Annotated in this window: 22 protein-coding genes and 4 tRNA genes; 10 read left to right on the top strand and 16 right to left on the bottom strand. The window is 43.3% G+C overall.

All coding sequences use genetic code 11. From position 1 onward, the window contains the following. Positions 1 to 212: 212 nt before the first annotated feature. The 6 genes from btuD to MCT08_RS07245 form a co-directional block, all read right to left on the bottom strand. Positions 213 to 983: a vitamin B12 ABC transporter ATP-binding protein BtuD gene (btuD, locus tag MCT08_RS07270; protein WP_274678137.1), complete on the bottom strand. Its 771-nt coding sequence runs from the start codon at positions 981 to 983 to the stop codon at positions 213 to 215. Further along, on the bottom strand, positions 970 to 1,965 hold the full coding sequence (btuC, locus tag MCT08_RS07265; RefSeq protein ID WP_274678136.1) for a vitamin B12 ABC transporter permease BtuC: 996 nt from the start codon (positions 1,963 to 1,965) through the stop codon (positions 970 to 972). The genes btuD and btuC overlap by 14 nt, the downstream gene beginning before the upstream one ends. A 118-nt stretch (positions 1,966 to 2,083) precedes the next feature. Continuing rightward, the gene (locus MCT08_RS07260; RefSeq protein WP_274678135.1) at positions 2,084 to 3,112 is read right to left on the bottom strand and encodes a succinylglutamate desuccinylase; all 1,029 of its coding nucleotides are present in this window, start codon (positions 3,110 to 3,112) and stop codon (positions 2,084 to 2,086) included. A gap of 227 nt (positions 3,113 to 3,339) precedes the next feature. Further along, on the bottom strand, positions 3,340 to 3,942 hold the full coding sequence (locus tag MCT08_RS07255) for a histidine phosphatase family protein (protein WP_274678134.1): 603 nt from the start codon (positions 3,940 to 3,942) through the stop codon (positions 3,340 to 3,342). A 2-nt stretch (positions 3,943 to 3,944) separates the two neighbouring features. Further along, a complete protein-coding gene (gene cobU, locus MCT08_RS07250) occupies positions 3,945 to 4,493 on the bottom strand; it encodes a bifunctional adenosylcobinamide kinase/adenosylcobinamide-phosphate guanylyltransferase (RefSeq protein ID WP_053309376.1) in 549 nt (182 codons plus the stop codon). Then, complete coding sequence (locus MCT08_RS07245) at positions 4,493 to 5,293, bottom strand: adenosylcobinamide-GDP ribazoletransferase (protein ID WP_274678133.1); 801 nt, start codon at positions 5,291 to 5,293, stop codon at positions 4,493 to 4,495. Before MCT08_RS07245 ends, cobU begins: the two co-directional genes overlap by 1 nt. A gap of 289 nt (positions 5,294 to 5,582) precedes the next feature. Between MCT08_RS07245 and MCT08_RS07240 the strand changes: the two genes are divergently transcribed. The 8 genes from MCT08_RS07240 to purT all read left to right on the top strand — a co-directional run bounded on the left by MCT08_RS07240 (position 5,583) and on the right by purT (position 14,163). Next, positions 5,583 to 6,266, top strand: a complete 684-nt coding sequence (locus MCT08_RS07240) for an NAD(P)H-binding protein (protein ID WP_274678132.1) — start codon at positions 5,583 to 5,585, stop codon at positions 6,264 to 6,266. Between the two features lie 433 nt (positions 6,267 to 6,699). Beyond that, positions 6,700 to 8,124, top strand: coding sequence for an exodeoxyribonuclease I (gene sbcB / locus MCT08_RS07235; protein WP_274678131.1), 1,425 nt, complete (start codon positions 6,700 to 6,702; stop codon positions 8,122 to 8,124). A 135-nt stretch (positions 8,125 to 8,259) separates the two neighbouring features. Beyond that, the gene (locus tag MCT08_RS07230) at positions 8,260 to 8,625 is read left to right on the top strand and encodes a CidA/LrgA family protein (protein ID WP_053309370.1); all 366 of its coding nucleotides are present in this window, start codon (positions 8,260 to 8,262) and stop codon (positions 8,623 to 8,625) included. Then, positions 8,625 to 9,305: an LrgB family protein gene (locus MCT08_RS07225; protein WP_053309369.1), complete on the top strand. Its 681-nt coding sequence runs from the start codon at positions 8,625 to 8,627 to the stop codon at positions 9,303 to 9,305. Before MCT08_RS07230 ends, MCT08_RS07225 begins: the two co-directional genes overlap by 1 nt. 209 nt (positions 9,306 to 9,514) lie before the next feature. Further along, positions 9,515 to 10,402: a cytidine deaminase gene (gene cdd / locus MCT08_RS07220; RefSeq protein ID WP_053309368.1), complete on the top strand. Its 888-nt coding sequence runs from the start codon at positions 9,515 to 9,517 to the stop codon at positions 10,400 to 10,402. Between the two features lie 172 nt (positions 10,403 to 10,574). Then, positions 10,575 to 11,450 (top strand): AEC family transporter, encoded by an 876-nt coding sequence (locus tag MCT08_RS07215; protein WP_274678130.1) that lies wholly within the window; start codon positions 10,575 to 10,577, stop codon positions 11,448 to 11,450. A gap of 118 nt (positions 11,451 to 11,568) precedes the next feature. Further along, positions 11,569 to 12,882: a ferredoxin reductase family protein gene (locus tag MCT08_RS07210; protein WP_274678129.1), complete on the top strand. Its 1,314-nt coding sequence runs from the start codon at positions 11,569 to 11,571 to the stop codon at positions 12,880 to 12,882. Between the two features lie 105 nt (positions 12,883 to 12,987). Continuing rightward, positions 12,988 to 14,163 carry a formate-dependent phosphoribosylglycinamide formyltransferase gene (gene purT / locus MCT08_RS07205; RefSeq protein WP_168521823.1) on the top strand — a complete coding sequence of 392 codons (1,176 nt, stop codon included), beginning with the start codon at positions 12,988 to 12,990 and terminating at the stop codon, positions 14,161 to 14,163. Positions 14,164 to 14,222: 59 nt separating this feature from the next. Here purT and MCT08_RS07200 read toward each other — a convergent pair whose 3' ends face one another. Continuing rightward, the gene (locus tag MCT08_RS07200; RefSeq protein ID WP_053309364.1) at positions 14,223 to 14,873 is read right to left on the bottom strand and encodes a thiopurine S-methyltransferase; all 651 of its coding nucleotides are present in this window, start codon (positions 14,871 to 14,873) and stop codon (positions 14,223 to 14,225) included. A 350-nt stretch (positions 14,874 to 15,223) separates the two neighbouring features. Here MCT08_RS07200 and MCT08_RS07195 point away from each other — a divergent pair, with 350 nt between their 5' ends. Then, entirely contained in the window at positions 15,224 to 16,000 is a 777-nt protein-coding gene (locus MCT08_RS07195) for a RelA/SpoT domain-containing protein (protein ID WP_274678128.1), read from the top strand. Positions 16,001 to 16,056: 56 nt separating this feature from the next. On the opposite strand, the gene ihfA is transcribed toward MCT08_RS07195, so the two are convergent. The 3 genes from ihfA to pheS form a co-directional block, all read right to left on the bottom strand. Beyond that, positions 16,057 to 16,353 (bottom strand): integration host factor subunit alpha, encoded by a 297-nt coding sequence (ihfA, locus tag MCT08_RS07190; RefSeq protein WP_053309362.1) that lies wholly within the window; start codon positions 16,351 to 16,353, stop codon positions 16,057 to 16,059. 418 nt (positions 16,354 to 16,771) lie between these two features. Next, on the bottom strand, positions 16,772 to 19,159 hold the full coding sequence (gene pheT / locus MCT08_RS07185) for a phenylalanine--tRNA ligase subunit beta (RefSeq protein WP_274678127.1): 2,388 nt from the start codon (positions 19,157 to 19,159) through the stop codon (positions 16,772 to 16,774). A 19-nt stretch (positions 19,160 to 19,178) separates the two neighbouring features. Then, positions 19,179 to 20,162, bottom strand: a complete 984-nt coding sequence (gene pheS, locus MCT08_RS07180) for a phenylalanine--tRNA ligase subunit alpha (protein WP_274678126.1) — start codon at positions 20,160 to 20,162, stop codon at positions 19,179 to 19,181. 251 nt (positions 20,163 to 20,413) lie between these two features. Here pheS and MCT08_RS07175 point away from each other — a divergent pair, with 251 nt between their 5' ends. Next, positions 20,414 to 20,896, top strand: coding sequence for a GNAT family N-acetyltransferase (locus MCT08_RS07175; protein WP_168786674.1), 483 nt, complete (start codon positions 20,414 to 20,416; stop codon positions 20,894 to 20,896). Here MCT08_RS07175 and MCT08_RS07170 read toward each other — a convergent pair whose 3' ends face one another. From MCT08_RS07170 to pgsA, 6 genes are all read right to left on the bottom strand, one after another. Then, on the bottom strand, positions 20,897 to 22,006 hold the full coding sequence (locus tag MCT08_RS07170; RefSeq protein WP_274678125.1) for a GGDEF domain-containing protein: 1,110 nt from the start codon (positions 22,004 to 22,006) through the stop codon (positions 20,897 to 20,899). 394 nt (positions 22,007 to 22,400) lie between these two features. Then, positions 22,401 to 22,476 (bottom strand) — tRNA-Gly (locus tag MCT08_RS07165). A 23-nt stretch (positions 22,477 to 22,499) separates the two neighbouring features. Continuing rightward, positions 22,500 to 22,586, bottom strand: a tRNA-Leu gene (locus MCT08_RS07160). Between the two features lie 86 nt (positions 22,587 to 22,672). Then, positions 22,673 to 22,748: transfer RNA gene (locus MCT08_RS07155), tRNA-Gly, on the bottom strand. Between the two features lie 3 nt (positions 22,749 to 22,751). After that, positions 22,752 to 22,825 (bottom strand) — tRNA-Cys (locus MCT08_RS07150). Between the two features lie 255 nt (positions 22,826 to 23,080). Then, positions 23,081 to 23,638 (bottom strand): CDP-diacylglycerol--glycerol-3-phosphate 3-phosphatidyltransferase, encoded by a 558-nt coding sequence (gene pgsA / locus MCT08_RS07145; protein WP_168521808.1) that lies wholly within the window; start codon positions 23,636 to 23,638, stop codon positions 23,081 to 23,083. Positions 23,639 to 23,656 lie beyond the last annotated feature (18 nt).

Here is a 23,656-nt window from a genome sequence, read left to right as displayed (position 1 = left end):
CAAGGTGGTTAAAGAGACTTATAAAAGCCTAACAAGAACGAGAATGTATCGATTCTAATAATGCGATTGGCATGCCAACTTTTTATTTAATTCAACACATTGTTTTTGTTAGTCTTTTTTTAAACCAAATTAGACTCACTGATAAGCACATGCTCCAAAGTTGTGCTTAATGCACGAGAGTTGTGCTATCGAACAAAAGTAATACGCTACGGTTAATCAAAGATAAGATAAGGTTTACCTTCCACATCAACGTGTTTTACTTGCGTTTGAAACACCTGACTTAATCGCTCACTGCTGAGCACTGTTTCCACCTTACCTAAACTTTGCAGAACTCCCCTTTCTAGCAGTAGTGCGCTGTCTGCATGGCGCAATGTCCGATTCAAGTCATGGTTAGCCATAATCACCACAATACCTTGCTGTGCAATATGTTCAATTAAACGATAAAGCAAAACCTCTTGTGCGATATCGAGCGGTGCACTCGGTTCATCCAAAATGAGCAATTTGGCGTATGGATTGATCGATGGCCAAATTTGTAAGCAGATTCCGGCCAAGCGAACACGTTGCCATTCCCCCCCCGAAAGCTGGTGAATTGAACGATGCAATTTATCTTCGATATTTAACAGATGAGTAATGTCATTAACCGCTTGGTTAACGGCCTCTGAATGAAGCTCTGCACAGCTTGGAATGGCTAACGAAAGGTATTGAAACACTTGTAGGTTAAAGGCTGGCTTATCGCTTTGAGAAAGATACGCTCGATGTAACGACAAAGTCTCTAACGACACTTCATTAATATTAACATCACCAATTTGCACCATGCCTTTACTTTCAATAACGCCTGCTAACGCCGCAAGCAGAGTACTTTTACCACTGCCATTAGGGCCAATAACGTGCAGCACCTCTCCCGCTTTGCAACGAAAAGAGAGCGGCAGTAAACGCGATCCTACTTGTAAACTGGTTACTTGCAACGTATTAACGTGAATCATGGTTTTTTAATAACATCCAAATAAAGATAGGAGCACCGAGCGTGGTTGTCACCACACCAAGCGGTAGTTCAGCACTGATTAATGCCGTGCGTGCAATAATATCGGCAAACACCAATAACAGCGCACCAAACAATGCAGACATCGGCAACAAATAACGATTTTCAGAACCGAACGCCAAACGCAGTAAATGAGGAACCACTAGACCGACAAAACTTATCACCCCCCCCAAAGCTACTGCTGTACCAACCAATACAGACACCGCTAAAATCAGTTTCCAGCGTAACCGTTCGACATCAACCCCTAACTGCTTAGCGTGTGTTTCTCCCAGCATTAATTTGTCCAAGGTTTTGCCCTGTAGCACAAGCCACGTAATAATCGGTAATGCTACAAGCGACAGCGTATGCTGATACCAACTTGCTCCACCAATACTGCCCATTAACCAGTAAACAAGCTGCCTTAAACCGAGATCATCACTAAAATAAAATGCCCAAGTGACGATCGCTCCAGACAAAATACCTAATGCGACACCAACCAATAAAAGGCGAGTCGTACTCAAACGCATCGCTTTAGCCATGCTCACAAGCAGTAAGGTAAATACCATAGCGCCGATTACCGCTGATAGCATAAAGACTTCCGGTGAAGCCAAGGTTGGGAATAAGAATAAGACAATGACCATCGCGACACTGGCTCCTCCGGAAATACCCAACACACCAGGTTCTGCTAGCACATTACCTAATAAGACTTGTAAGGTTGCCCCTGACACCGCCAGCGATGCACCAATCACGATAGCGGACAATAGTCGAGGAGCTCGAAGCTGTGCCACAAGTTGCCATTCAAGTGAGGTGAGAGCCTGAAACGGAAAGATAAACACCTCTCCTATCATTAAATAGAGTGTGCTAAAACCGACCAACAATGCCAACATCCAATACAAGGCAAAATGCCAGCGGTGCTGTTTCTTTAAGAGTAACTGATTGAAGTTCATGCACTTATTTGTATACAAGAGAAACAATAATGGCCTAACCTTACCGTTAAGCCATTAAAATAGAAAGCGCTATAGCCACAACCAGTCACCTTAAGCGCCTTAAAGTGATAACCATCGTTTAATCGTAGACTAATTGACCATCTTCATAACGTGTCGCGACTTTACAGACCATCAATGCTGCCCGCTGCCCTATTGCGACTTTGCGGTTAGGAAATACTACAGCCTCACCTTCATTTTTCGCCATCAACGGCTTATCACCATCGTGACCAAAGACTTCCCCATGCTTGAACGCGGTAAAGTTCTCGACACTATCATCAAACATAAAGTCGAAGTCTTGATGCATGCGTACTATGGTACGACTAACACGATACATTACCGCTTTCTTGGGTAAATGCTCGGGAGTCTCAGCTGAAACTAAGTCACGCATTGCCAAATCAAAAGCAACCAAGCGCTTTAAATTATTTTCGCCAATACGCGCCACTTGTCCAAGCTCGAGCGTTAATGCCTGCGCCGCAAAATGTTCAGCGCTATACCAGCTAAAGGTGCTGGAAGGTGAGTTCGACAATAAAACCGCTTCCACATGCGCACTATCGATAAACGACATTAAAGCATGGCTGCGTACTGGATGACGAGACTTAGGGCTCACTGCAAATGAATAGTGTTTAGACAATCGAATCGCACAGTGCAGATCGAGGTGCCAGCGGCTAACTTCCGTCGTGTTTTTATAAAAGTGCCCTACCAACTGTTTCAGGTTTCGTGCAATATCGCGCTCTAACGTCGGATTCTCCGTTTTATTATCAAACAGACGATTTAAGTTTTCTTGTACAAAGCGAGTGTGTTGATTAGTGGCTTGAGGGTGAGCAATGATGAATAAGCAGCGATGTTTGATAGCTTGAAACCCAGATAGAATATCATCTACCAGTTTATTTACTAACTCCATCGGGGCAGTTTCATCACCATGAATACCACAAGAGATGATGATATTTTTACTATTAGCACTGTAGTTAACGGGAATGACTTCCAATACGCCTCGCTGAAGTACTTTGAGTGTAATACCTGCTGTGGTTTTTATTTCACCTGAGGCCATTTCTTGGCCTAAATCTAGGCTATCAGCTAGAAAAGATTGGCGGAAGAGGGACTTCGTCATGCGTTACTCCTTTATTGCACAGCGGTATGTTAATGAATTGTGCTGATGAATTATGTAGAGACGATCCCACTTATTAAGACATGCAGAGGCAAAACATTTAAAAATTGGCGATAACTTTATCAACTTGTTCGAAAAACACACTAAGCCATATACTCGGCTTTGATTGCGGAAAATTCTATCATTAAATCTAATAGTTACTCCATACTCTGTAATGTACAAACATGTTGCTAGAGTGGAATTCCAATGCTTCTCACCGTTAAATGAATCGCCTCTTTTTTCAGCACTTGAATATGAGTGACGGACTGATTTCCTATCTGTAATGTGGAATACCACGCGGGATTTTGCCAGTCACTCCCCAACACATGCGCTAAGATCATCCGGATTGTTCCGCCATGAGCAATAATCAAAGTATCATTACTCAATAACTTTAAACGCCGCTCCCAAGCATTGGTGACTCTTTGGTGAAAATCCGCCAGACTTTCTGCTTGTGGCAATTGGTGTGTGGCGGGATCTGCCCAAAATGTTTCTAAAATAGGCCACTGTGCTTGGAGCTCATCAAATGGGACACCATCAAAACAGCCAAAATCCATCTCTTGGAAACCAAGTTCGAAATCACACTGTCTAACAGCATGGTTAGCGACCAAGCTACGGGCTAGATCCGAGCAACGCTTGAGTGGTGACGAAATAAGGTGTTGGAATGAGTAGCCAGAAGCCATTAATTTATCGCAAATTTGATCCTGATGATGTGCAGCAACTAAAACATCAGTTCGACCATTTAAAGCGGGCTTACCTTGCGTTTTTCCATGCCGCAGCAAGTAGATATTGATCATCACTAGCTTTTCAACGTCATCGGTAAGCCGGCAGCAACAAAACTCACTCGTTGTGCAACTTTCGCTAATGCTTGGTTCATCCAGCCTGCATTATCCACAAATAACCGTGAGACTTCTCCCATAGGTATAACGCCTAAACCAACCTCATTAGAGACAAGAATAATCTTAGCCGCCGATTGTTCAACGGCTTCACACAACCCGCTAACCTGCTGTTTGATTTGTGTCTCACTAGCTTGCTGCCCATGGTTATAAATAATGTTATTCATCCACAACGTTAAGCAATCAACCAATACTATATCTCTACATGAGAAATTTTTTAACTGCTCAACCAATTGATAAGGGCATTCATGTTCTTGCCAATTATCGTCTCTTTGCTGCTGGTGATGTGCAATACGCGCACGCATTTCATCATCAAAAGCGATGGCCGTAGCGACATAATGAAGCTGTGCGTGTGGGTGTTCTGCTAACAACATTTGGTAGGCTTGTTGAGCATTCTGCTCAGCAAATCGAGATTTACCACTACGAGCACCGCCTAAGATGAGATGCACCATTATTCGATCACTCCCATCGTTAGAAAACCATATTGAGCAAACGCAATCAGCAATAAGTAGATCAACAGCTCCATAATCTGCTGGGCAGCTCCCAGACAGTCACCAGTGAACCCTCCGATGCGAGCCATTAGCCAAGATTTAAATAAAGTGCGAAAAACGACAGCCAACCCAATCAAAGCGATAACCACAGGCAAACCCAACCAAAAGCAGGGCAATAAACCGCACAACAGTAAAAAACATAGCTCTGAAAACGTCTGTTTATTAGCAAGCGGCTTGCTTTTACTGGTATCGAGATCACTCACATAAGGCATATCAAAAATCAGCGATGCCGCAATGGCGCGGCTATACCCATAACCGACCAGCCATACCACAAACAGATTACTGTACCCTACCAGCGTACTGAGCAAGAGATACTTACAGAGTAACGCCATGACTAACGCTGACGCGCCATAAGTACCAATACGGCTATCTTTCATAATAGCGAGACGGCGTTCAACCGTCATTCCACCACCGATACCATCAGCCATATCGGTCAGACCATCTTCATGAAAAGCGCCAGTGAGCAATAAGCTAATGACCATGGTTAATGCAATGCTGACCTCAGCAGGAAAAATAAGGCTCAATCCGCTGTAGCATGTTGCACATATTGCACCTAGTAGTAATCCAACTAAAGCAAAATAGCGTCCAGAGCGATTCATTCTATCGCTAGAATAAGGAGTCTTTTCAGGGATTGGCAAACGTGAAAAAAAACTTAACGCCAACCAAAACAGTTCCAGTTGATACTTTAATGCGCTGAGCATTACACTGTCACTCCGGCGTCTGTAATACGGCGCTCACCAACAAACACCAATACGGTCTGGCGAATAATTTGTCTATGTTTTTGTTTTAACATCTATTGTTCAGGTCTTCCGTGAAAAATCATAGTTTACTTGTATTGAGATAAATCGGCTATGCTTCAACAAGATATACCCAAACAACTTGAAGTTGCGGGTAGACGGCAAGTGAGTTCAGCGGAACGCTAATAATAAGTCTAATAGATAAGTAATACTGAGATACAATAGTGATGAACATAAGAAAATAGAGGCAACGATGGATAAGCGAAGTATGGCTGTGATCATGGCTGGTGCGTCAGGTCTGGTTGGACAGCACGTATTAGAAATGATGCTAAAGGAACAAGCCGTCTCTCGTATCTATTCGCTGGTACGAAAAAGCTCTGGAATTAAACACAAGAAACTGCACGAGTTTATTCAAGCAGATTTACAAATCACTCATTGGGATGAAGAAAATATCAGCCCCGAGCTTGGTGTTATTACTTTAGGCACAACATTAAAACAAGCAGGCTCAAAAAAGGGGTTAGAAAAAATAGACTACGAATTAGTATGCCAAGTCGCGCAAACTATGAAAACACTTGGCGTAAAGCGTTTAGCGGTGGTTTCAAGCCTTGGGGCCAAAGCACAATCATCATCTCATTACTTAAGATGTAAAGGACGTATGGAAGAAGCCATACGTCGCATGGGTTTTGAACAAATAACCTTCGTTAGGCCTGGACCACTGGTTGGCAAAAGAGCTGTTGAACGTACCGATGAAAAATGGACACAGCGTATCCTTTGCTTGATGAAACCACTATTGGTCGGAAGGATGAGAAACCTAATTCCGATCTCAGCTCAAGATGTAGCGCGAAGCCTTTTATATAGCCTTTTTCAACAGCAAGTTCGCCATGTTGAAGTTCTACATTCTTCCGAGATGTTAACACTGCTTAACAAATACCGATAAATAAGTCAGATTTCAACCAAAGTGAATTAAAATCAATCAAAATAAATGCATTGATAACCTTTTGTTCTAAATAATATTTATTTCATATTTTCATTCACGCTATGTGTCCGATATGTTCATCCTCAATTACTCTTTCTTTTATAAAACCCAAAGTCGGTGAAGTTGTTTTAAAAACGCAACGTTATCGCATTGAATGTCTCAGGGGCGATGACTGCGGGGACAATTACTAGCCGCCTGCTTGGTGATAAAACACCACAAGTGCAACAGCAGCAAGCGTAAGCGCTTACTGTTAATTACTCGTGAACAACCGATGCCTATGCATCGGTTTTTTCTTTTTCGCTGATGATTACAGCTCCATATCGCTTCACACATTGCTATGTAAGACGGGCAATGGTCTAATAAACCTAACCTTTCAGCAACTGGATACTATTGAATGCGACAAGAGCACACGCCTACTTTCTTCTTTTTTGATTATGAAACTTGGGGAGTAAGCCCAGCAAAGGATCGCCCTAGCCAATTTGCTGGTGTTCGCACCGACATGGATTTCAATATTATTGGCGAGCCGTTGGTTATCTATTGCCAACCTCCTGCTGATTACCTCCCCTCTCCAGAAGCGGCGCTTATTACTGGTATCACCCCACAAAAAGCGATGAGTCATGGTATTAGCGAGCCAGAATTTATAGCTAAAATACACGCTGAGCTATCAACCCCTAATACCACCAGCCTTGGCTATAACAGCATTCGATTTGACGACGAAGTCACACGCTACACTTGCTACCGAAATTTTATTGATCCGTATGCATGGAGCTGGCAAAAAGGCAATTCACGTTGGGATTTACTTGATGTTATGCGTGCATGCCATGCATTACGTCCAGAGGGTATCAACTGGCCAGAAAATGAAGATGGGTTCACCAGTTTTAAATTAGAGCATTTATCTGTCGCTAACGGTATCGAACACGCGAATGCTCATGATGCAATGGCCGATGTTATCGCTACTATCGAACTTGCAAAGAAAGTCAAAGCCGCGCAGCCTAAGTTGTTTGATTACTTTTTCAATATGCGCCACAAACGTAAACTCAATGACCTCGTTGATATCGTCAACATGACGCCACTGATGCACGTTTCTGGCATGCTCGGCCGTGAATGCCAATACACCAGTTGGATTGTACCAATCGCTTGGCACCCCACTAACCAAAACGCGGTGATTGTGGTTGATCTTGCGAAAAACCCGCAGCCATTGATAGACCTAAACGTCGAAGAGTTACAGCAACGCTTATACACAAAGCGAGACGATCTTGCACCGGATGAGCTGCCCGTGCCAATCAAGCTGGTGCACCTTAATAAATGCCCTATTTTAGCACCGGCCAAAACGTTAACCGCGGAAAATGCAGAAAAGATAGGGATTGATCGAACGGCATGTTTGCAAAACTTAGCCATGATTAAACAGCACCCTGAAATCCGAGAAAAACTGGTTGGCCTTTACAGTATCGAGCGAGAGTATCCGGCCAATGATGATGTCGATAGCCAGCTGTATGACGGATTCTTTTCGCCTTCGGATAAAGCCGCTATGGATATTATCCGTGAGACCGACCCGGTAAATTTATCTGCTTTAGAGATTAGCTTTAGTGATAAACGGATTGAGCCCCTACTATTTCGTTATCGCGCGCGCAACTACCCTTTGACACTGAGCGATGAAGAACAACAGCGTTGGGCTGCACATTGCCGTGAATATTTTGAAAATCGTATTGAAGAATATAGCCTCAATTTGGAAAACTTAGTTCATACCTATGAGAGTGACGAAAAGAAAATCGCTATTTTAAAATCCGTTTACCATTACGTGGAAACTATTACCCGTTGAAAATATGACTAGCTGGCAGTAAGACGATTTAACTATTTAGGCAACAGCATGCGAAGCGGTTGCCTAGCTCATTCAGTCTTACCTTGTTAACCAACAGCACTCAACGTTTCTGACTTAGACACGGCACAATTTTTTATGTTGAATACATTCGCAAAATACATTGTCTCATTAGGCCTAATTCTACTTTGCCTACTAGCGGGCATTAACCTACAAACTTGGCTTGGTATTTCTATTCCAGGCAGCATCATTGGTATGCTGATCCTATTTGCACTAATGGCCAGTGGATTGGTCCCTGTAGAGTGGGTTAAACCAAGTGCTAGCCTATTTATTCGTTACATGATTTTGCTTTTTGTTCCGATAAGCGTTGGCTTAATGGAGCATTTTGAGATACTCATTAACAATGCGTTACCGATACTTGCTAGTGCCGTTGGTGGCACATTAATTGTGCTTGTTTCTCTTGGCTGGCTGCTGGATCGTTTTTTGAAAAAGGGGAATAAGTAATGTGGCTGCTAGTAACTATCTTGGTGTTTTTTTTCACGCGCTGGCTTAGCAAAAAATGCAAAACACCACTGATGAACCCTTTATTAATCAGCCTTGTAATCATTATTCCTATTTTGCTGTTTTTTAAAGTCCCTTTTGAAACCTACTATGCAGATAATCAATGGTTAAGTTTGCTATTGCAACCTGCCGTGGTAGCGCTTGCTTATCCTTTGTATGAACAACTGCCACAAATACGTTTGAACTGGCGCATCATTACATTGGCCTGTGGTGTAGGCAGTGTTATGTCGATGCTGACCGCCAGTATGATCGCTGTGTATATGCAAGCCGATATTCAGTTAATCGCCAGTTTGCTGGGTAAATCCGTAACTACACCGATCGCAATGGAAGTGTCGAGTAACTTAGGAGGAGAACCTGCGGTTGCCGCCATTTTGGTGGTTATAGTTGGATTATTTGGCGCGATTCTCGCCTACCCTATCTATAACCTGTTAGGTATTACGCACCCGATCGCTAAAGGATTAACAATGGGAACCGTATCGCACGCCTTGGGTACCGCAACCTGTGCTGAGAAAGATCCTCGTGATGCCGCTTTCAGCTCTCTGGCTTTAGTCGTGTGCGGTGTCATTACATCGGTTTTAGCGCCAAGCTTTTTTGCCTTTTCAGTGTGGTTAGCAAGCCTATAATCATTACAATAACCGATAGATTACAAACAAACATTGACAGGAAGTATTTGACATCTTTCACTTAATCTCAGGCTGCAATCGATATCATGTGTGACCTCACTCTAATTATGAAAAATGAAATATCGTTACATTTATCAATGTGATCACAATCACGGAGAATTTTCATTTGTCACCTAGAATAGACTTCAATACATTGATAAGGATTCACTATGAAAAGCCGTATTGAACAAGCACTAGCTGATACACCAAAACCGATTGCAGAGTTTTTGGCCGCTATTATGCTGTCAGATGACTTTGATGCAACTCTATCACCAGAACAGTTTGAGCAGTTGCTTGCAATATCTGGATTAGAAGACTCGGAATTACGCCTCGCCTTGCTGCCTTTCGCTGCAGCTTATGCTTATGTGCCACTTTCTAACTTCTATGTGGGAGCAATTGTAAGAGGCTTATCAGGTCGCTTATATTTTGGTGCCAATATGGAGTTTTCCGGCGCACAGTTAGGCCAAACCGTTCATGCGGAGCAGTGCGCAATCAGCCACGCTTGGATGAAAGGTGAACAAGGTATAACTGATGTCACCGTGAATTTCAGCCCATGTGGTCACTGCCGTCAATTTATGAATGAGCTAACCACCGCTAAATCACTGACCATCCAATTGCCAGAACGTGACGAAAAATCTCTCGATGAATACTTACCTGATTCCTTCGGACCTTCTGATCTTGGTATCGAATCAGGCCTGATGGCGAGTGCAGATCATGGCAAAATGACCAGTGAGGGTGATCAATTAATACTGGCCGCGCTAACAGGTCTAAACCGCAGCTATGCTCCTTACACAAAGAACCTAAGCGGTGTTGCCTTACGAGTCGAAAGTGGCAAAACCTTTATTGGCTCTTATGCTGAAAACGCGGCTTTCAATCCGAGCCTACCACCACTACAAGTTGCCTTGACACAGTTAATGATGAGCGGTGAGAGTTTTGACCAAATTACTTCCGCGGCACTAGTAGAAATGGCCGAGGGAAATATTAGTCACCTCGCAGATACACAATCAACTCTCGAAGTGATTAACCCTGACATTCCCGTTTCCTACCTGATGGTTTAACCACATCATAGTGGCATAAAAAATCCTCGAGCAATCGGGGATTTTTTATTGGCGGAAAAACAACAAGCGATACTCATACCATTTAATAAAAATCCCTTCAAAACCATGACGGCATTGTGAAAGGCTGTTAATTTAGCGTAAGGGTTTCATTTAAAGATCAACGGATTGATTTATGTTTGAGCAAGTGGTTAATATTCTTTTCCCGGTCATAGCCTTAGTGGGCGTAGGGTTCATGATAGGTCGTTGGCAAAAACCAGATTTTCGCCCCATTAATCGCATCAATATGGACGCTTTCGTTCCGGCTCTTGTTTTTTCATCTCTAGCAACCATGCCACTCGACACTCAGCAACTTCCCTTGATTGTAGCTTCCTTAGTGGCCGTTTTGATCCCCGCTCTTTTGATGATTCCCATTTGTTTGATGATGAAAATTAACTATAAGGCGTGGGCTCCATTACACATGTTTCGCAATAGCGGTAATTTAGCGATTCCGCTTTTCACCTATACATTCGGCGAGTCTGCATTAGGGTCAGCCGTCTTATTATTTGTGGTTTCAGCATGTCTACATATTAGCCTTGGCCTAGCACTTCTTAGTAAAGGCAATCCATTTAAGCAGATCATTTCTACGCCGTTATTCATCGCTGCCGCTATTGCTATGACATTGAATGTATCGGGCATTACCGTTTGGAAACCTCTTTATGAAGCGACGTCATTACTGGGACAAGCCGCGGTTCCCGTGATGTTAATTTCTCTCGGTTCTCAGATGATCAATTTAAAATTATCAGGGTTCAAAGTCGGGGTGATTTCTAGCTTGTTATCTTTAGCCACTGGGGCTGTGAGTTTTCTGCTGATTTACTACTTCATTCCATTACCCACTATGCAGCTACAAATGATGGTTTTGTTCACCATGCTCCCCCCTGCCGTCATGAACTATCTGTTTGCAGAACGTTTTAATATTGAACCAACAAACGTCGCGTCAATGGTATTGTTTGGTAATTTCTTTTGCCTGATTACACTACCAATTCTACTCACTGTTGCCCTCTTGCTATAGTTCATCTTACTTATAGAACAAGCAAGAACCATTGAATGTAAAGATTGGTGAATTAGGTTCACAGAGCATCACCAGAGGTCTAAGATAATAACCATGTCAATTTTGTGGGTTATCAGTCATGAAAATGATCTTCTTGGTTTGCCTATTGCTTTGGTTGCCCTCAGTGGTGGTGACATGGGATAACACCGTAGACTTCTTCTACTGGCGACATCACTTTGTTATCTTGACTGGCTTCCTTGCTTTAGCCTATATGAGTGTTGCAATGCTGACCGCAATGCGCTTTTCGAAAGTGGAGCAATGGCTAGACGGGCTGGATAAAAGCTACGCGGTACATAAATCGCTCGGGATACATGCCACAATAGCTTTAACCTGCCATTGGCTACTTATGAAAATCCCCAAATGGCTAATATTATTGGGTTGGCTCGAACGACCGCACCGACAAAATCGTATCCACCAAATACAAGATGCTATTCCTTGGGCCGCACTAGCTAAAGATGTGGGAGAGTTCGCTTTCTACGCGTTCGTTATTTTTGTTGGAATCAGTTTGTTTCAGGCGATCAGCTATCGCCATTTCAAATTCACGCACAAACTTGGCGGTGTCATCTTCATGGCCGGAGCGTTCCACTCCATTGTCTTAATTGATATTAGTTCGGAAACGATGGGCATGAATATCGTCATTGTTAGCCTAGCGCTACTTGGTTCGGTTTGCGCCCTGATCTCCTTATCAGGACGCATCGGGCAAGCAAACAAAGTGACCGGGCAAGTTAGCCATGTTCAACCGATCTTAGATGAAAGCGGTCATGGTGATATTGTGCACTTTTCAATTCAGCTATCCAAATCGCTCTCTTACCAAGCTGGGCAGTTTGCTTATTTAAGTTTTGATGATAAAGAGCCACCTCACCCATTTTCCATTTTGTCTTACCAGAGGCATAACAATCACATTGAGTTTGCCGTAAAAGATCTTGGTGATTATACCCACCACTTAGTCACCTCTATCTTCGTGGGACAAAAGGTAACGGTTGAAGGTGGATATGGGAAATTCAACATACCCACTAGTCGTGAGCAAGTATGGGTTGGAGCTGGCATTGGTATCGTACCTTTTCTTGCTTGGTTACAAAGACTTAGCTCTACTCCCCATAATAATAGCCAGCACATCACACTCTATTACTGCCGTGAATCAGACCATCAACAATATTTTGTTGAATTACTCAATCGGCTGGTTCCAAAACTACCCAATGTGACGTTGCAAGTGTATACCGCCAGTCATAACCAACGTTTATGTGCCCAACGAATCGCAAACCAATTAGATTTACAACAAGGTGAAGTGAGTTTTTGTGGCCCAAAAGTTTTTGGCCAAACGCTCAAAGAGCAGTTAATCAGCATGGGGTTAGATCGCTGTCATTTTCATAATGAACTCTTTAACATGCGCTAAAAATATTGATTACAGCACAAAAGCAAACGTTTGCTTTTGTGCTGATTTTCAGTATCATTCTGGCTGTTTTCGCTATTACTTTTTGCATGAATGTAAGGATTCACTATGTTTGGTACTGCTACACGTGAAAATGCCACTCGCGTTTTACTGCTTGGTTCAGGAGAATTAGGTAAAGAAGTGGCGATTGAATGTCAACGTTTGGGTTTAGAAGTGATCGCATGTGATCGTTATGCCGACGCACCAGCGATGCAAATTGCACACCGTAGCCATGTAATAGATATGCTCGATGGTGATGCGTTACAAGCAATCATTGAACTAGAAAAACCAGACTACGTTGTACCAGAAATCGAAGCGATTGCCACCAGTAAACTTGTCGAATTGGAAGCGCAAGGCCTTAACGTTGTCCCTACGGCTAAAGCTACTCAACTGACGATGAACCGCGAAGGAATTCGTCGCCTTGCCGCAGAAACACTCTCCTTACCGACATCGCCTTACCAGTTTGCCGACAGTCACGACGATTTTATCGCAGCAGTAGAACAAGTTGGGATTCCATGCGTAGTAAAACCCGTCATGAGCTCGTCTGGTAAAGGACAAAGTGTGATCAAGTCTTCCGAGGATGTGGAAAAGGCATGGACTTACGCTCAAGAAGGCGGCCGAACAGGAGCAGGTAGAGTCATCATTGAAGGTTTTATCGATTTTGACTACGAAATTACGCTACTCACTGTGCGTGCCGTTGATGGTGTGCACTTTTGCGCCCCAATCGGACATCGCCAAGAAGACGGTGACTACCGTGAGTCTTGGCAGCCTCAAGCCATGTCAGCTAATGCCATTAAAGCTGCAGAGTACGTAGCTGAGCAAGTTGTGAATGCGTTGGGCGGTTACGGTCTGTTTGGCGTCGAGCTGTTCGTAAAGGGTGATAAAGTCATTTTTAACGAAGTATCACCTCGTCCACATGACACGGGAATGGTGACCTTAATTTCTCAGGACATGTCTGAATTTGCCTTGCACGTTCGTGCCTTTACCGGCATGCCAATCCACTCCATTACTCAATATGGCCCCAGCGCTTCAGCAGTGATTCTCGGCCAAGGATCATCAAGCAATATTCGCTTTGATGGCATTGACGAAGCTCTTGCCATGCCGAAAACTCAAATTCGCTTGTTTGGTAAACCTGACATTGATGGCCGACGTCGACTTGGTGTGACCTTGACGCGCCGCTCTTGTGTTGAAAGCGCAATTGAAGATGCGATTGATAGTGCTAAAAAAGTCAAAGTCATTTATTAGCTTATATTGATCTCTAAATAGAATAGGCAGATACCCTGCCTATTTTTACTTTCACTATATTAGTTTGCTTCAATAAGCCATACGTCTTCAGCAAAACGAGTCAACCCTTGCTTATTGATTTTAGGATGTGATTCATCGGCATCATCACGCAACAAATGGGTCACAGTATAACCCGAATACAACTGGCGTATTTCCTCTTCAGACACACTAAAAGGAGGGCCAGACATTTCATCTTGAACATAATCCAAACTAACCAACAAAATGCGACCTTTTGGCTTTAAAAGTGATTTTAGCCTATTTGCATATTCAATTCGCATTTCTGGCGGCAAAGCAACCAAAGCCGCTCGATCATAGATGATATCAACCGCCTCAATAGGGGCTGTAAAATAGTCACCAGAATAGATCGATAATTCATCAAACTGGTAAAGTTCATGCCAGCTATTGATACGTGTCACTTGTGGTGTATAAAAATGTTCGGAAAAAAATGAACGAACCGCGATTTCACTCAGCTCTACACCTTGAACGACATCATGCTTGGAAGCTAACCAGATTAGATCTTCACTCTTTCCGCACAAAGGAACAAATACGCTATCTTCTCGCTGCGGCTTAGTATGCCCCCAAAACTCAATCAACAGTGGGTTTACATCCTCTAAGTGGAAACCTATTTGATTAGCAGCCCATTTATTGTGCCAAAACTCAGGATCTTTCATCTTATTGCTTGCTCTCATCACTCATATATACGTGCCGTTAAACGACGTAAGTTCACTAGCCTAACCCATCTATTGCGCATCCGGTAGCATCAAAACAAATTCATTCATGTTTGGTTAATCTTCACCCGCTACACTTGGTTACAACTTGATGAGAACAAAACTACTACACTAAAGTCAAACTACGTGAGCAACTTCAAAGTTAACAGTTTTGCTGATTCATCAAGGTTGAGTTTCACTGATTGAACCCAAGATAGTCTTTAGACATCTCCGGTTCGTTGCATAATTCGAGCTAGACGTTTTTAGGATCTTTTAAGTTTCCCTTTTGCCTAAACGTCCCGTAAGGAGAGTCAATGAGCTTATTTCTACGAACCACAGCATTGATGCTACTGGTATTAAGCCGTGCACCAGCGTTTGCTGCTGTTCCACTGATTTCGGAAAGTGCTCCTGAAGTCAACGAGTCTCAACAAGACCAATTATCATCAAAACTCTTCAAACATAGCCTTAGTGGTCTCTATGGCATTCAATCGACCAACACCCAACCTTTGCAACCATATAACGACTTTGAAGTACTCTATAGTAAAGCGCATCAAGCTCAGTTTGAACTTGAAACGCTATGTAAAAGTGCTGCGCTATTGACGTCAACCGAAGCGTATTTCGCGGGTGTTAAATCAAGAGAGCGCGCACTGACAAAAATTGCACATGAACTCGATGGGCGCGCAGATAGGATTACCGATTTAGCTCGAGCAACCATTGTCGCTAACGACGTACCTAGCCTGGTTGAAGCCTATGAGGTACTCAACCGTGAAGCAACAATTGTTAAAGTAAAAAATCGTTTTAAATCGCCAAGTGCTTCTGGCTATCGCGATTTAAACTTACTAGTCCAACTGCCTAAGACCAATGTCATTGCGGAGGTACAATTACACCTCAAAGCGATTGCCGATGTGAAAAATGGCCCAGAGCATGAACTGTATGAAAAAATCCAACAATTTGAACGTAACGCTGCCAGCGAACGCCGTGCGTTGAATGAATTTGAAATGGCGAAGATAGCTCAGTTCAGACGTCAATCTATAGAGCTTTATCAAAATGCATGGCAGCCTTACATAACTACTCATATTCAAGCAGCTTAAGACTCAATTTAGGATAAATGCAAAAAGACCACGCTAGGCGTGGTCTATTGCTCGGTCTATTTTTCGACTTTAATGTTCTCGACTCGGGCTTTCAATTTCTGCCCTGGGCGGAACGTTACGACACGTCGAGCGGAGATAGGAATATCCTCACCTGTTTTTGGGTTTCGACCCGGACGTTCATTCTTGTCTCGAAGATCAAAATTACCAAAACCAGATAGTTTTACCTGTTCGCCACTTTCAAGCGCCTTACGAATCTCTTCGAAAAACACTTCAACCGTTTCCTTGGCATCCCGTTTACTGTATCCAAGCTTTTCAAACAGGTTTTCAGCCAATTCGGCCTTTGTGAGCGCCATAAAACTTCCCTCAAAGCTATGTTAAACCTTGCTGCCAGTCAGCAGCACCGAAGCATTTTCGCTTAGCCAATCAACAACCTATCGGCTCTACTTGAAAAGTGTATGCCAAGCTTCTGATTTTCGCCAACTTTTTTATTCTCAACAAAATTAATAATTTCATCAAAAAGACGCATATCATGGCTATATAGCTAGTGTTTGGCATTGACGATTTCAAAAAAGTACTGATAATTTAGTGGTTTATGTCGAATTCACAAGCCGATACAGAATTTCACACTATGAACAACTATCATTATTTTTTTATGAAAAAATTTATTTTCTATAAAATCATAGACTTGTTGGCTGGGAAATTCATTGTTCAACGCATAAAAAAGCAGGCTCTAATGAGCCTGCTACCTGTCACTAATTTGTTAAGTAGTGATTAATCACGCAGTGCAGCACCATATTGCTCACCAACAGCAGAGACAATAGCGTCTACCGCGCTAACAATATCGGCTTCTTCTAATGTACGCTCAAGCGACTGAAGGCTAAGCGCAATAGCCAAGCTCTTCTTACCCTCTTCCACACCTTTGCCTACGTAAACGTCAAACAGTTTTGCGTCTTTTAGCAATTCACCACCAGCTGCACGACATGCATTTACTATGTCGCCTGATGCTACTGAGTCATCGACAACCAATGCGATATCACGACGGTTAGATGGGAACTTAGAAAGCGAAACTGCTTCTGGAATTACTCGGCTGTCAATCGCAGACCACTCAATCTCAAATACGACCGTACGACCATTCAAACCAAACTTGCGTTCAAGTTCTGGATGCACAGTACCAATCACACCAATAACTTCGCCATCAAGAATAACTGCAGCAGATTGTCCAGGGTGTAACGCAGGGTGCTTAACCGCTGTAAAGCTGTATGCTTTACCATTAGCCGTTAGTTCTAGAATCGCTTCTAGGTCGCCTTTCAAGTCAAAAAAGTCAACCGTTGCCGTTTCCATATTCCAATGTTCTTCACCACGAGTGCCTGAGATAACACCCGCTAGCATCGGTTCTTGACGCATGCCATTTTCTGCCGTTGCTTCAGGAATAAAACGCAGGCCATATTCAAATAAACGAACACGTGGCTGCTGACGTTTTTGGTTATGAACAACAGTATTTAATAGGCCTTGAATTAGGCCTAGGCGCATGGCTGACATATCCGCAGAGATTGGATTTGGCAGAACCAATGGCTCAATACCAGGAACCACTAATTTTTGCTGTTCAGGTTCAACAAAGCTGTAAGTAATAGCTTCATGATAACCACGATCAACCAGAAGGTTACGAACGCGTTTAAGCGGTAAGTTAGCTTCTTTATGATCATTCATGCTCAACGCAGCAATAGGGGCTTGATTTGGGATGTTGTTGTAGCCGTATATACGACCCACTTCTTCGACCAAGTCTTGCTCTATCGCGATATCGAAACGCCATGTCGGTGCAGTTGCACTCCAACCTTCATCAGTCACTTCTACCGTCAAACCAAGACGCTGTAGAATCTCTACAACATCAGCATCTGAGATGGAGTGGCCTAGCAAATTGTCTAACTTAGTACGACGTAATGTAACCGTATTTGGCATTGGAAGGTCTGTTGCAGACTCTACAGCAACCACAGGCGCGACTTCACCACCGCAGATTTCAACTAGAAGCTCCGTTGCGCGCTCCATTGCGCTTGCTTGTAGTGCGTAGTCAACACCACGTTCAAAACGCATTGAAGAATCTGTATGTAAGCCATAGCTGCGCGCACGACCACGAATATGATCTGGTGCAAAGAATGCACACTCTAGCAATACATCTTTTGTTTCTGAACTAACGCCCGATCCTTCGCCACCAAAAATGCCCGCAATCGCTAATGCTTTATTGTGGTCGGCAACTACGAGTGTATCTGCATTTAATTCAGCTTCCGTACCATCAAGAAGCGTTAGCTTTTCACCTTGCTCAGCCAAACGAACAACAATACCACCATCGATCTTAGCTAGATCAAAAGCATGCATTGGTTGGCCTTGTTCTAGCAAAACGTAGTTTGTAATATCCACGACAGGATCGATAGAGCGAATACCACAACGACGCAGTTTTTCCTGCATCCATAGTGGGGTTTGCGCTTGAACATTCACATTCTTAACTACTCGGCCAAGATAACGTGGACATGCCGCTGGTGCTTGCACATCAATAGCGACAACATCATCAATAGATGGCGTAACGCCTTTAGCCATTGGCTCTGTAACATCTGCACGGTTTAAAACGCCAACTTCACGCGCAAGACCACGAATACTGAAGCAGTCTGCACGGTTAGCGGTTAAATCTACGTCTACCGTTACATCATCGAGATTAAGGAATTCACGGAAATCGGTACCGATAACGGCATCTTCAGCCAATTCCATAATACCATCTGATTCAACGTCAATACCTAGCTCAGTAAATGAGCAAAGCATACCGTGAGAAGGTTGACCACGTAATTTTGCTTTTTTGATTTTGAAATCACCTGGCAGCACGGCGCCAACCGTAGCCACGGCAACTTTAATTCCTTGACGGCAGTTAGATGCACCACAAACGATGTCCAGTAGCTCTTCTTCGCCAACGTCAACTTTGGTGACGCGCAATTTGTCTGCGTCAGGGTGTTGAGCACACTCAACTACCTGGCCTACTTTTACGCCAGTGAATTCGCCAGCTACAGGTAGAACATCGTCTACTTCTAAGCCAGCCATTGTGATTTGGTGTGTTAACTCGTCAGTTGTAACCGCAGGGCTTACCCACTCACGAAGCCATGATTCGCTGAATTTCATTGTATCTCTACCCTTTGAATTACTTGAACTGTTTAAGGAAACGTAAGTCGTTCTCGAAGAACGCACGTAGGTCATTCACGCCATAACGAAGCATCGTCAAACGTTCAACACCCATACCGAAAGCAAAACCAGAGTATTTGTCAGGGTCAATACCAACACTACGAAGTACATTTGGGTGGACCATACCGCAACCTAAAACTTCAAGCCACTTACCGTTTTTACCTTTTACATCCACTTCTGCTGAAGGCTCTGTAAACGGGAAATAAGACGGGCGGAAACGAACCTCAACTTCTTCTTCAAAGAAATTACATAGGAAATCGTTGAGAATACCTTTTAGCTGCGCAAAGTTTACATTCTCATCAACTAACATACCTTCTACTTGGTGGAACATTGGCGTGTGAGTTTGATCGTAATCATTACGGTAAACGCGACCTGGAGCGATAAAGCGGAAAGGTGGCTTGCCGTTTTCCATGGTACGAATTTGCACACCAGAAGTATGGGTGCGCAGCATCAAATCAGGGTTGAAGAAGAAGGTGTCGTGATCAGTACGAGCTGGGTGATCTTCCGCAATATTCAACGCGTCAAAGTTGTGAAACGCATCTTCAATTTCTGGACCAGACTCAGTATTAAAACCAAGCTCACCAAAGAATTGTTCAATACGCTCAACCGTGCGAGTCACTGGGTGAAGACCACCATTTTCAATACGGCGACCAGGCAAAGTAACATCGATGGTTTCAGCGGCTAATTTCGCTTCTAGTTCAGCACGTTGTAGCTCATCTTTACGAGCTGCAATCGCTTGTTGAACCGTTCCTTTTGCAACGTTGATCTCTTGACCTGCTGCACGACGTTCTTCTGGTGGCAATTTACCCAAGCTTTGGAGTTGAGTCGTTAACTCACCTTTTTTGCCTAGGTACTGAACACGCACTTCATCAAGTGCGACTAACGAATCCGCCGCGTTGATCGCAGCGGTCGCATTAGCAATAATCTCTTCTAGATGTTGCATCGTTTCCTCATCTACCCGTTGGTAGTGTCCGTATCGGATGTTTTGTATTTTTCAGATAGCTACACATAGTATCTAAAGCCACAACTAAAGCCAAATTGAAATGATATCAAGCCTTTCTATTGGTGAAAAAAAACACATTATCTTTGCTTTGTTGATTTGTCGCGGTCAACACATCCATCAATAGCTTGATATTTCCATTCGTAAGACCAATAACTATACCCAAACAATCATGTTTAATAAGAGAAACACATATGGACATTACCATTACTGAAATCACACCCACCGATGATCAAGATATCTGTCACATCATCAAATCGGTAGGTGCAGAATTTGGCGCTGTTGGTGAGGGTTTTGGCCCTTCAGATGCAGAAGTTGAACAAATGAGCCAATACTACGGCATAGAAACAAAAAGTATTTATCTGGTCGCAAAAATGGATGGAAAAGTAATGGGGGGGGCTGGTATCGCTGCATTTAATGGCAGTCAAGAGGTTTGCGAACTCAAAAAATTGTTCTTGTTGCCTGAAAGTCGCGGCCACGGATTAGGGATAAAACTCAGTGAAATCTGCATGAAATACGCTAAAGATATGGGCTATCAATCGTGTTATTTAGACACATTATCCAATATGACATCGGCCATTCGTCTATATGAAAAACTTGGGTTTTCCCACTTAAATGAGCCGATGGTGGGTACGGAGCACAATGGTTGCGATGTCTGGATGATCAAGGAGCTTTAGTTACATCGTTGGATAAACGCAATTCTTACCAGCTTGTTTAGCCTTATACAGTGCGTTATCCGCCTCTTTGATTAATTCATCGTATATTTTCATATCGGCACTGATTGCCGCGACACCAATACTGATACTTCCACGCCAATCTGTTGCCCCGGTGCTAACACACATTTTGGAAACACGTTGGCGCGTTGATTCAGCAATATGCAGGCCGCCTTTTAGATCAGTATGCGGGCATATAACGAAAAACTCATCGCCACCAAGACGACATACAATGTCATCACTACGGAAGGCATATTTTAATTCGTGAGCCAGCTCAATCAACACCTTATCTCCTGCATCATGACCACAGCTATCATTAATTACTTTAAAATGATCGGCATCGATCATGATGCAAACTAATGGATATTGATGTTGCACAGCTTCTGTCCAACATACATGTAAGTGATGCATAGCACTACGGCGATTAGGAAGCGACGTCAGTGCATCGGTTAGCGACAACTCTTCTAAACGTTGATTCGCCTCTAATAGCTGTTTAGTCCGTTCCTCAACTTTATACTCGAGTGATTGGTTGAGTTTTAATAGCTCCTTATTGCGCATCGATACTTGTTCAAATAAACCATTCAACGCATTTAGCAGTGGCTCTGTTGCAGAGTCTCGCTGCCGTTCTTCTTGTCTGTACGCCTCTTCAGGCGATTGACCTGACTCAATAGCCTTTATCTGCCGAGCCAAGTTTTGATCAATACCGAGTATGTGATAAGCCAACCAGTGAATTAAAAAATCCAACAATTGCTCTGCCGAGCCGTCATCCTGTTGATGAATAAAACTCTGCATACTCGCAACTTCAGCCATAAAAGCTCTATGGACCTTAATATGCTGTTCTATATGACTAGGATAAACTCCTTTGTCTCTCATCAATTGCTCTTCTTCCTTAAAATGGAATTCGGCATATCGAGAAAGCTCAAAAAGTGCGACTCGAACATCTTCCTCTGCAATATTATTTTCAGAAATAAGCGCGCCATATTGGTTGATGATCCCAACCAAATATTGATGTTGTTCATCAACATCGCCAATTCCCGTTTCAAAATGTTTATCCCAAAGAAATGATTTCGTCACACTATCCACCCATAAAGCCTGCAACCATACAGACAATAAAACTAGTCCATGAAAATATATACCCAAACTACTAGGAGTTGCAGGTAGGCGGCAAGTGAGTGAATCCCCATGAACATAGATAAACTATGGGATTAGGGTGAGCAAACGCAACCAACACCGCAGCAACTTCAAATAGGAAGGGTTTAGTGGAATTATATATCAATTTATTCACAGCCACTGAGTCAGAAATGAAAACTATATGTTCTCTATCAGCATCATCGATCACAGATTAGAAATTTAAGATAGGGGAACAAAAGCGTGACCTCAACCTTGCCAAGGTTGCGCTACGCACAAGGAAAAATGCCGAGTATTTAGATGTAAAAAAGCCCCAGCATTTCCGCTGAGGCTTTAATTTTGGAGCGACACACGAGGTTCGAACTCGTGACCTCAACCTTGGCAAGGTTGCGCTCTACCAACTGAGCTAGTGTCGCATACTGCTTATGCAGTTAAAAGATGGTGCCCCGGGCCGGACTTGAACCGGCACGACTCGAAAGTCGAGGGATTTTAAATCCCTTGTGTCTACCAATTTCACCACCAGGGCACGCAATTCTTGATTGCGATGCTGTTTACAAAATTAAGTAACACCATCTTAAAGATATCGAAATTAGATTCAATATCGCAAAATTTTGGAGCGACACACGAGGTTCGAACTCGTGACCTCAACCTTGGCAAGGTTGCGCTCTACCAACTGAGCTAGTGTCGCAAATGGAGGCGCGTCCCGGAGTCGAACCGAGGTCCACGGATTTGCAATCCGCTGCATAGCCCCTCTGCCAACGCGCCTCTGTTACTTCAATCGAAGCGCTACTTTGTTGCGTTCCTCTTGAGTACGGGATGCATTCTACGGATTCGATGAAATGAGTCAACACTATTTTTTTAGTTTTTAAATCGTTTGACTACTTTGCATTCAAAAACGGCTGATTTGCTCAATTTAATAGCAAAATATGGCGTCATTTCTATGAGATAACTGTACTTTACCGCAGATAAAAACCGATAACAGAACCGACTAAACGTAAAAAACGGGCCGTAGCCCGTTATTTAATGATGTTCTTCATTGAGGAGGTCATCTTTGGCCGCCATCAAATATTGAGCCATAGACCAATAGGTCAAAACTGTGGCGACATAAAGCGCGGCATAACCTAACCAGACCATCCAATCATCATAGCGCCAGATAAGGATCCATAGTGCGAACATCTGCGTACCGGTTTTAACTTTCCCCACCCAAGAAACAGCGACACTTGCACGTTTGCCAATTTCTGCCATCCACTCTCTTAGTGCGGAGATAATAATTTCACGAGCAATCATTGTGACCGCAGGAATGGTAATCCAAATACTATGATAATGTTCAGTAATCAAAATAAGCGCTGTAGCAACTAAGACTTTATCAGCAACAGGATCGATAAAAGCACCAAAACGAGAGGTTTGGCCTAGTTTACGCGCCAACATTCCATCAAGCCAATCGGTAAACCCTGCGACCCAAAACACCATTGCTGCCGCAAAAGGCCCCCAGCCATAAGGAAGGTAGAATACAACGACAAATACCGGTATTAGGAAAAGTCGTAGCAAAGACAAAATGTTGGGAATATTTAAACGCATATTTTTAGGCTCTTATCC

It is taken from the genome of Vibrio aestuarianus (genome assembly GCF_028858425.1).
GTDB classification, from domain to species: domain Bacteria; phylum Pseudomonadota; class Gammaproteobacteria; order Enterobacterales; family Vibrionaceae; genus Vibrio; species Vibrio aestuarianus.
This window is presented reverse-complemented; position numbering and strand designations above follow the sequence as displayed.

Coding starts and splice junctions, on each gene's coding strand:
- sbcB (WP_274678131.1), top strand. CDS start 6,700: ATGCGACAAGAGCACACGCCTACTTTCTTCTTTTTTGATTATGAAACT.
- ihfA (WP_053309362.1), bottom strand. CDS start 16,353: ATGGCGCTCACAAAGGCCGAATTGGCTGAAAACCTGTTTGAAAAGCTT.
- pheS (WP_274678126.1), bottom strand. CDS start 20,162: ATGCAACATCTAGAAGAGATTATTGCTAATGCGACCGCTGCGATCAAC.
- btuC (WP_274678136.1), bottom strand. CDS start 1,965: ATGAACTTCAATCAGTTACTCTTAAAGAAACAGCACCGCTGGCATTTT.
- MCT08_RS07225 (WP_053309369.1), top strand. CDS start 8,625: ATGTGGCTGCTAGTAACTATCTTGGTGTTTTTTTTCACGCGCTGGCTT.
- MCT08_RS07210 (WP_274678129.1), top strand. CDS start 11,569: ATGAAAATGATCTTCTTGGTTTGCCTATTGCTTTGGTTGCCCTCAGTG.
- MCT08_RS07175 (WP_168786674.1), top strand. CDS start 20,414: ATGGACATTACCATTACTGAAATCACACCCACCGATGATCAAGATATC.
- MCT08_RS07195 (WP_274678128.1), top strand. CDS start 15,224: ATGAGCTTATTTCTACGAACCACAGCATTGATGCTACTGGTATTAAGC.
- MCT08_RS07240 (WP_274678132.1), top strand. CDS start 5,583: ATGGATAAGCGAAGTATGGCTGTGATCATGGCTGGTGCGTCAGGTCTG.
- MCT08_RS07230 (WP_053309370.1), top strand. CDS start 8,260: ATGTTGAATACATTCGCAAAATACATTGTCTCATTAGGCCTAATTCTA.
- cdd (WP_053309368.1), top strand. CDS start 9,515: ATGAAAAGCCGTATTGAACAAGCACTAGCTGATACACCAAAACCGATT.
- MCT08_RS07255 (WP_274678134.1), bottom strand. CDS start 3,942: ATGATCAATATCTACTTGCTGCGGCATGGAAAAACGCAAGGTAAGCCC.
- purT (WP_168521823.1), top strand. CDS start 12,988: ATGTTTGGTACTGCTACACGTGAAAATGCCACTCGCGTTTTACTGCTT.
- pgsA (WP_168521808.1), bottom strand. CDS start 23,638: ATGCGTTTAAATATTCCCAACATTTTGTCTTTGCTACGACTTTTCCTA.
- MCT08_RS07200 (WP_053309364.1), bottom strand. CDS start 14,873: ATGAAAGATCCTGAGTTTTGGCACAATAAATGGGCTGCTAATCAAATA.
- MCT08_RS07245 (WP_274678133.1), bottom strand. CDS start 5,293: ATGCTCAGCGCATTAAAGTATCAACTGGAACTGTTTTGGTTGGCGTTA.
- btuD (WP_274678137.1), bottom strand. CDS start 983: ATGATTCACGTTAATACGTTGCAAGTAACCAGTTTACAAGTAGGATCG.
- MCT08_RS07215 (WP_274678130.1), top strand. CDS start 10,575: ATGTTTGAGCAAGTGGTTAATATTCTTTTCCCGGTCATAGCCTTAGTG.
- MCT08_RS07260 (WP_274678135.1), bottom strand. CDS start 3,112: ATGACGAAGTCCCTCTTCCGCCAATCTTTTCTAGCTGATAGCCTAGAT.
- cobU (WP_053309376.1), bottom strand. CDS start 4,493: ATGGTGCATCTCATCTTAGGCGGTGCTCGTAGTGGTAAATCTCGATTT.
- pheT (WP_274678127.1), bottom strand. CDS start 19,159: ATGAAATTCAGCGAATCATGGCTTCGTGAGTGGGTAAGCCCTGCGGTT.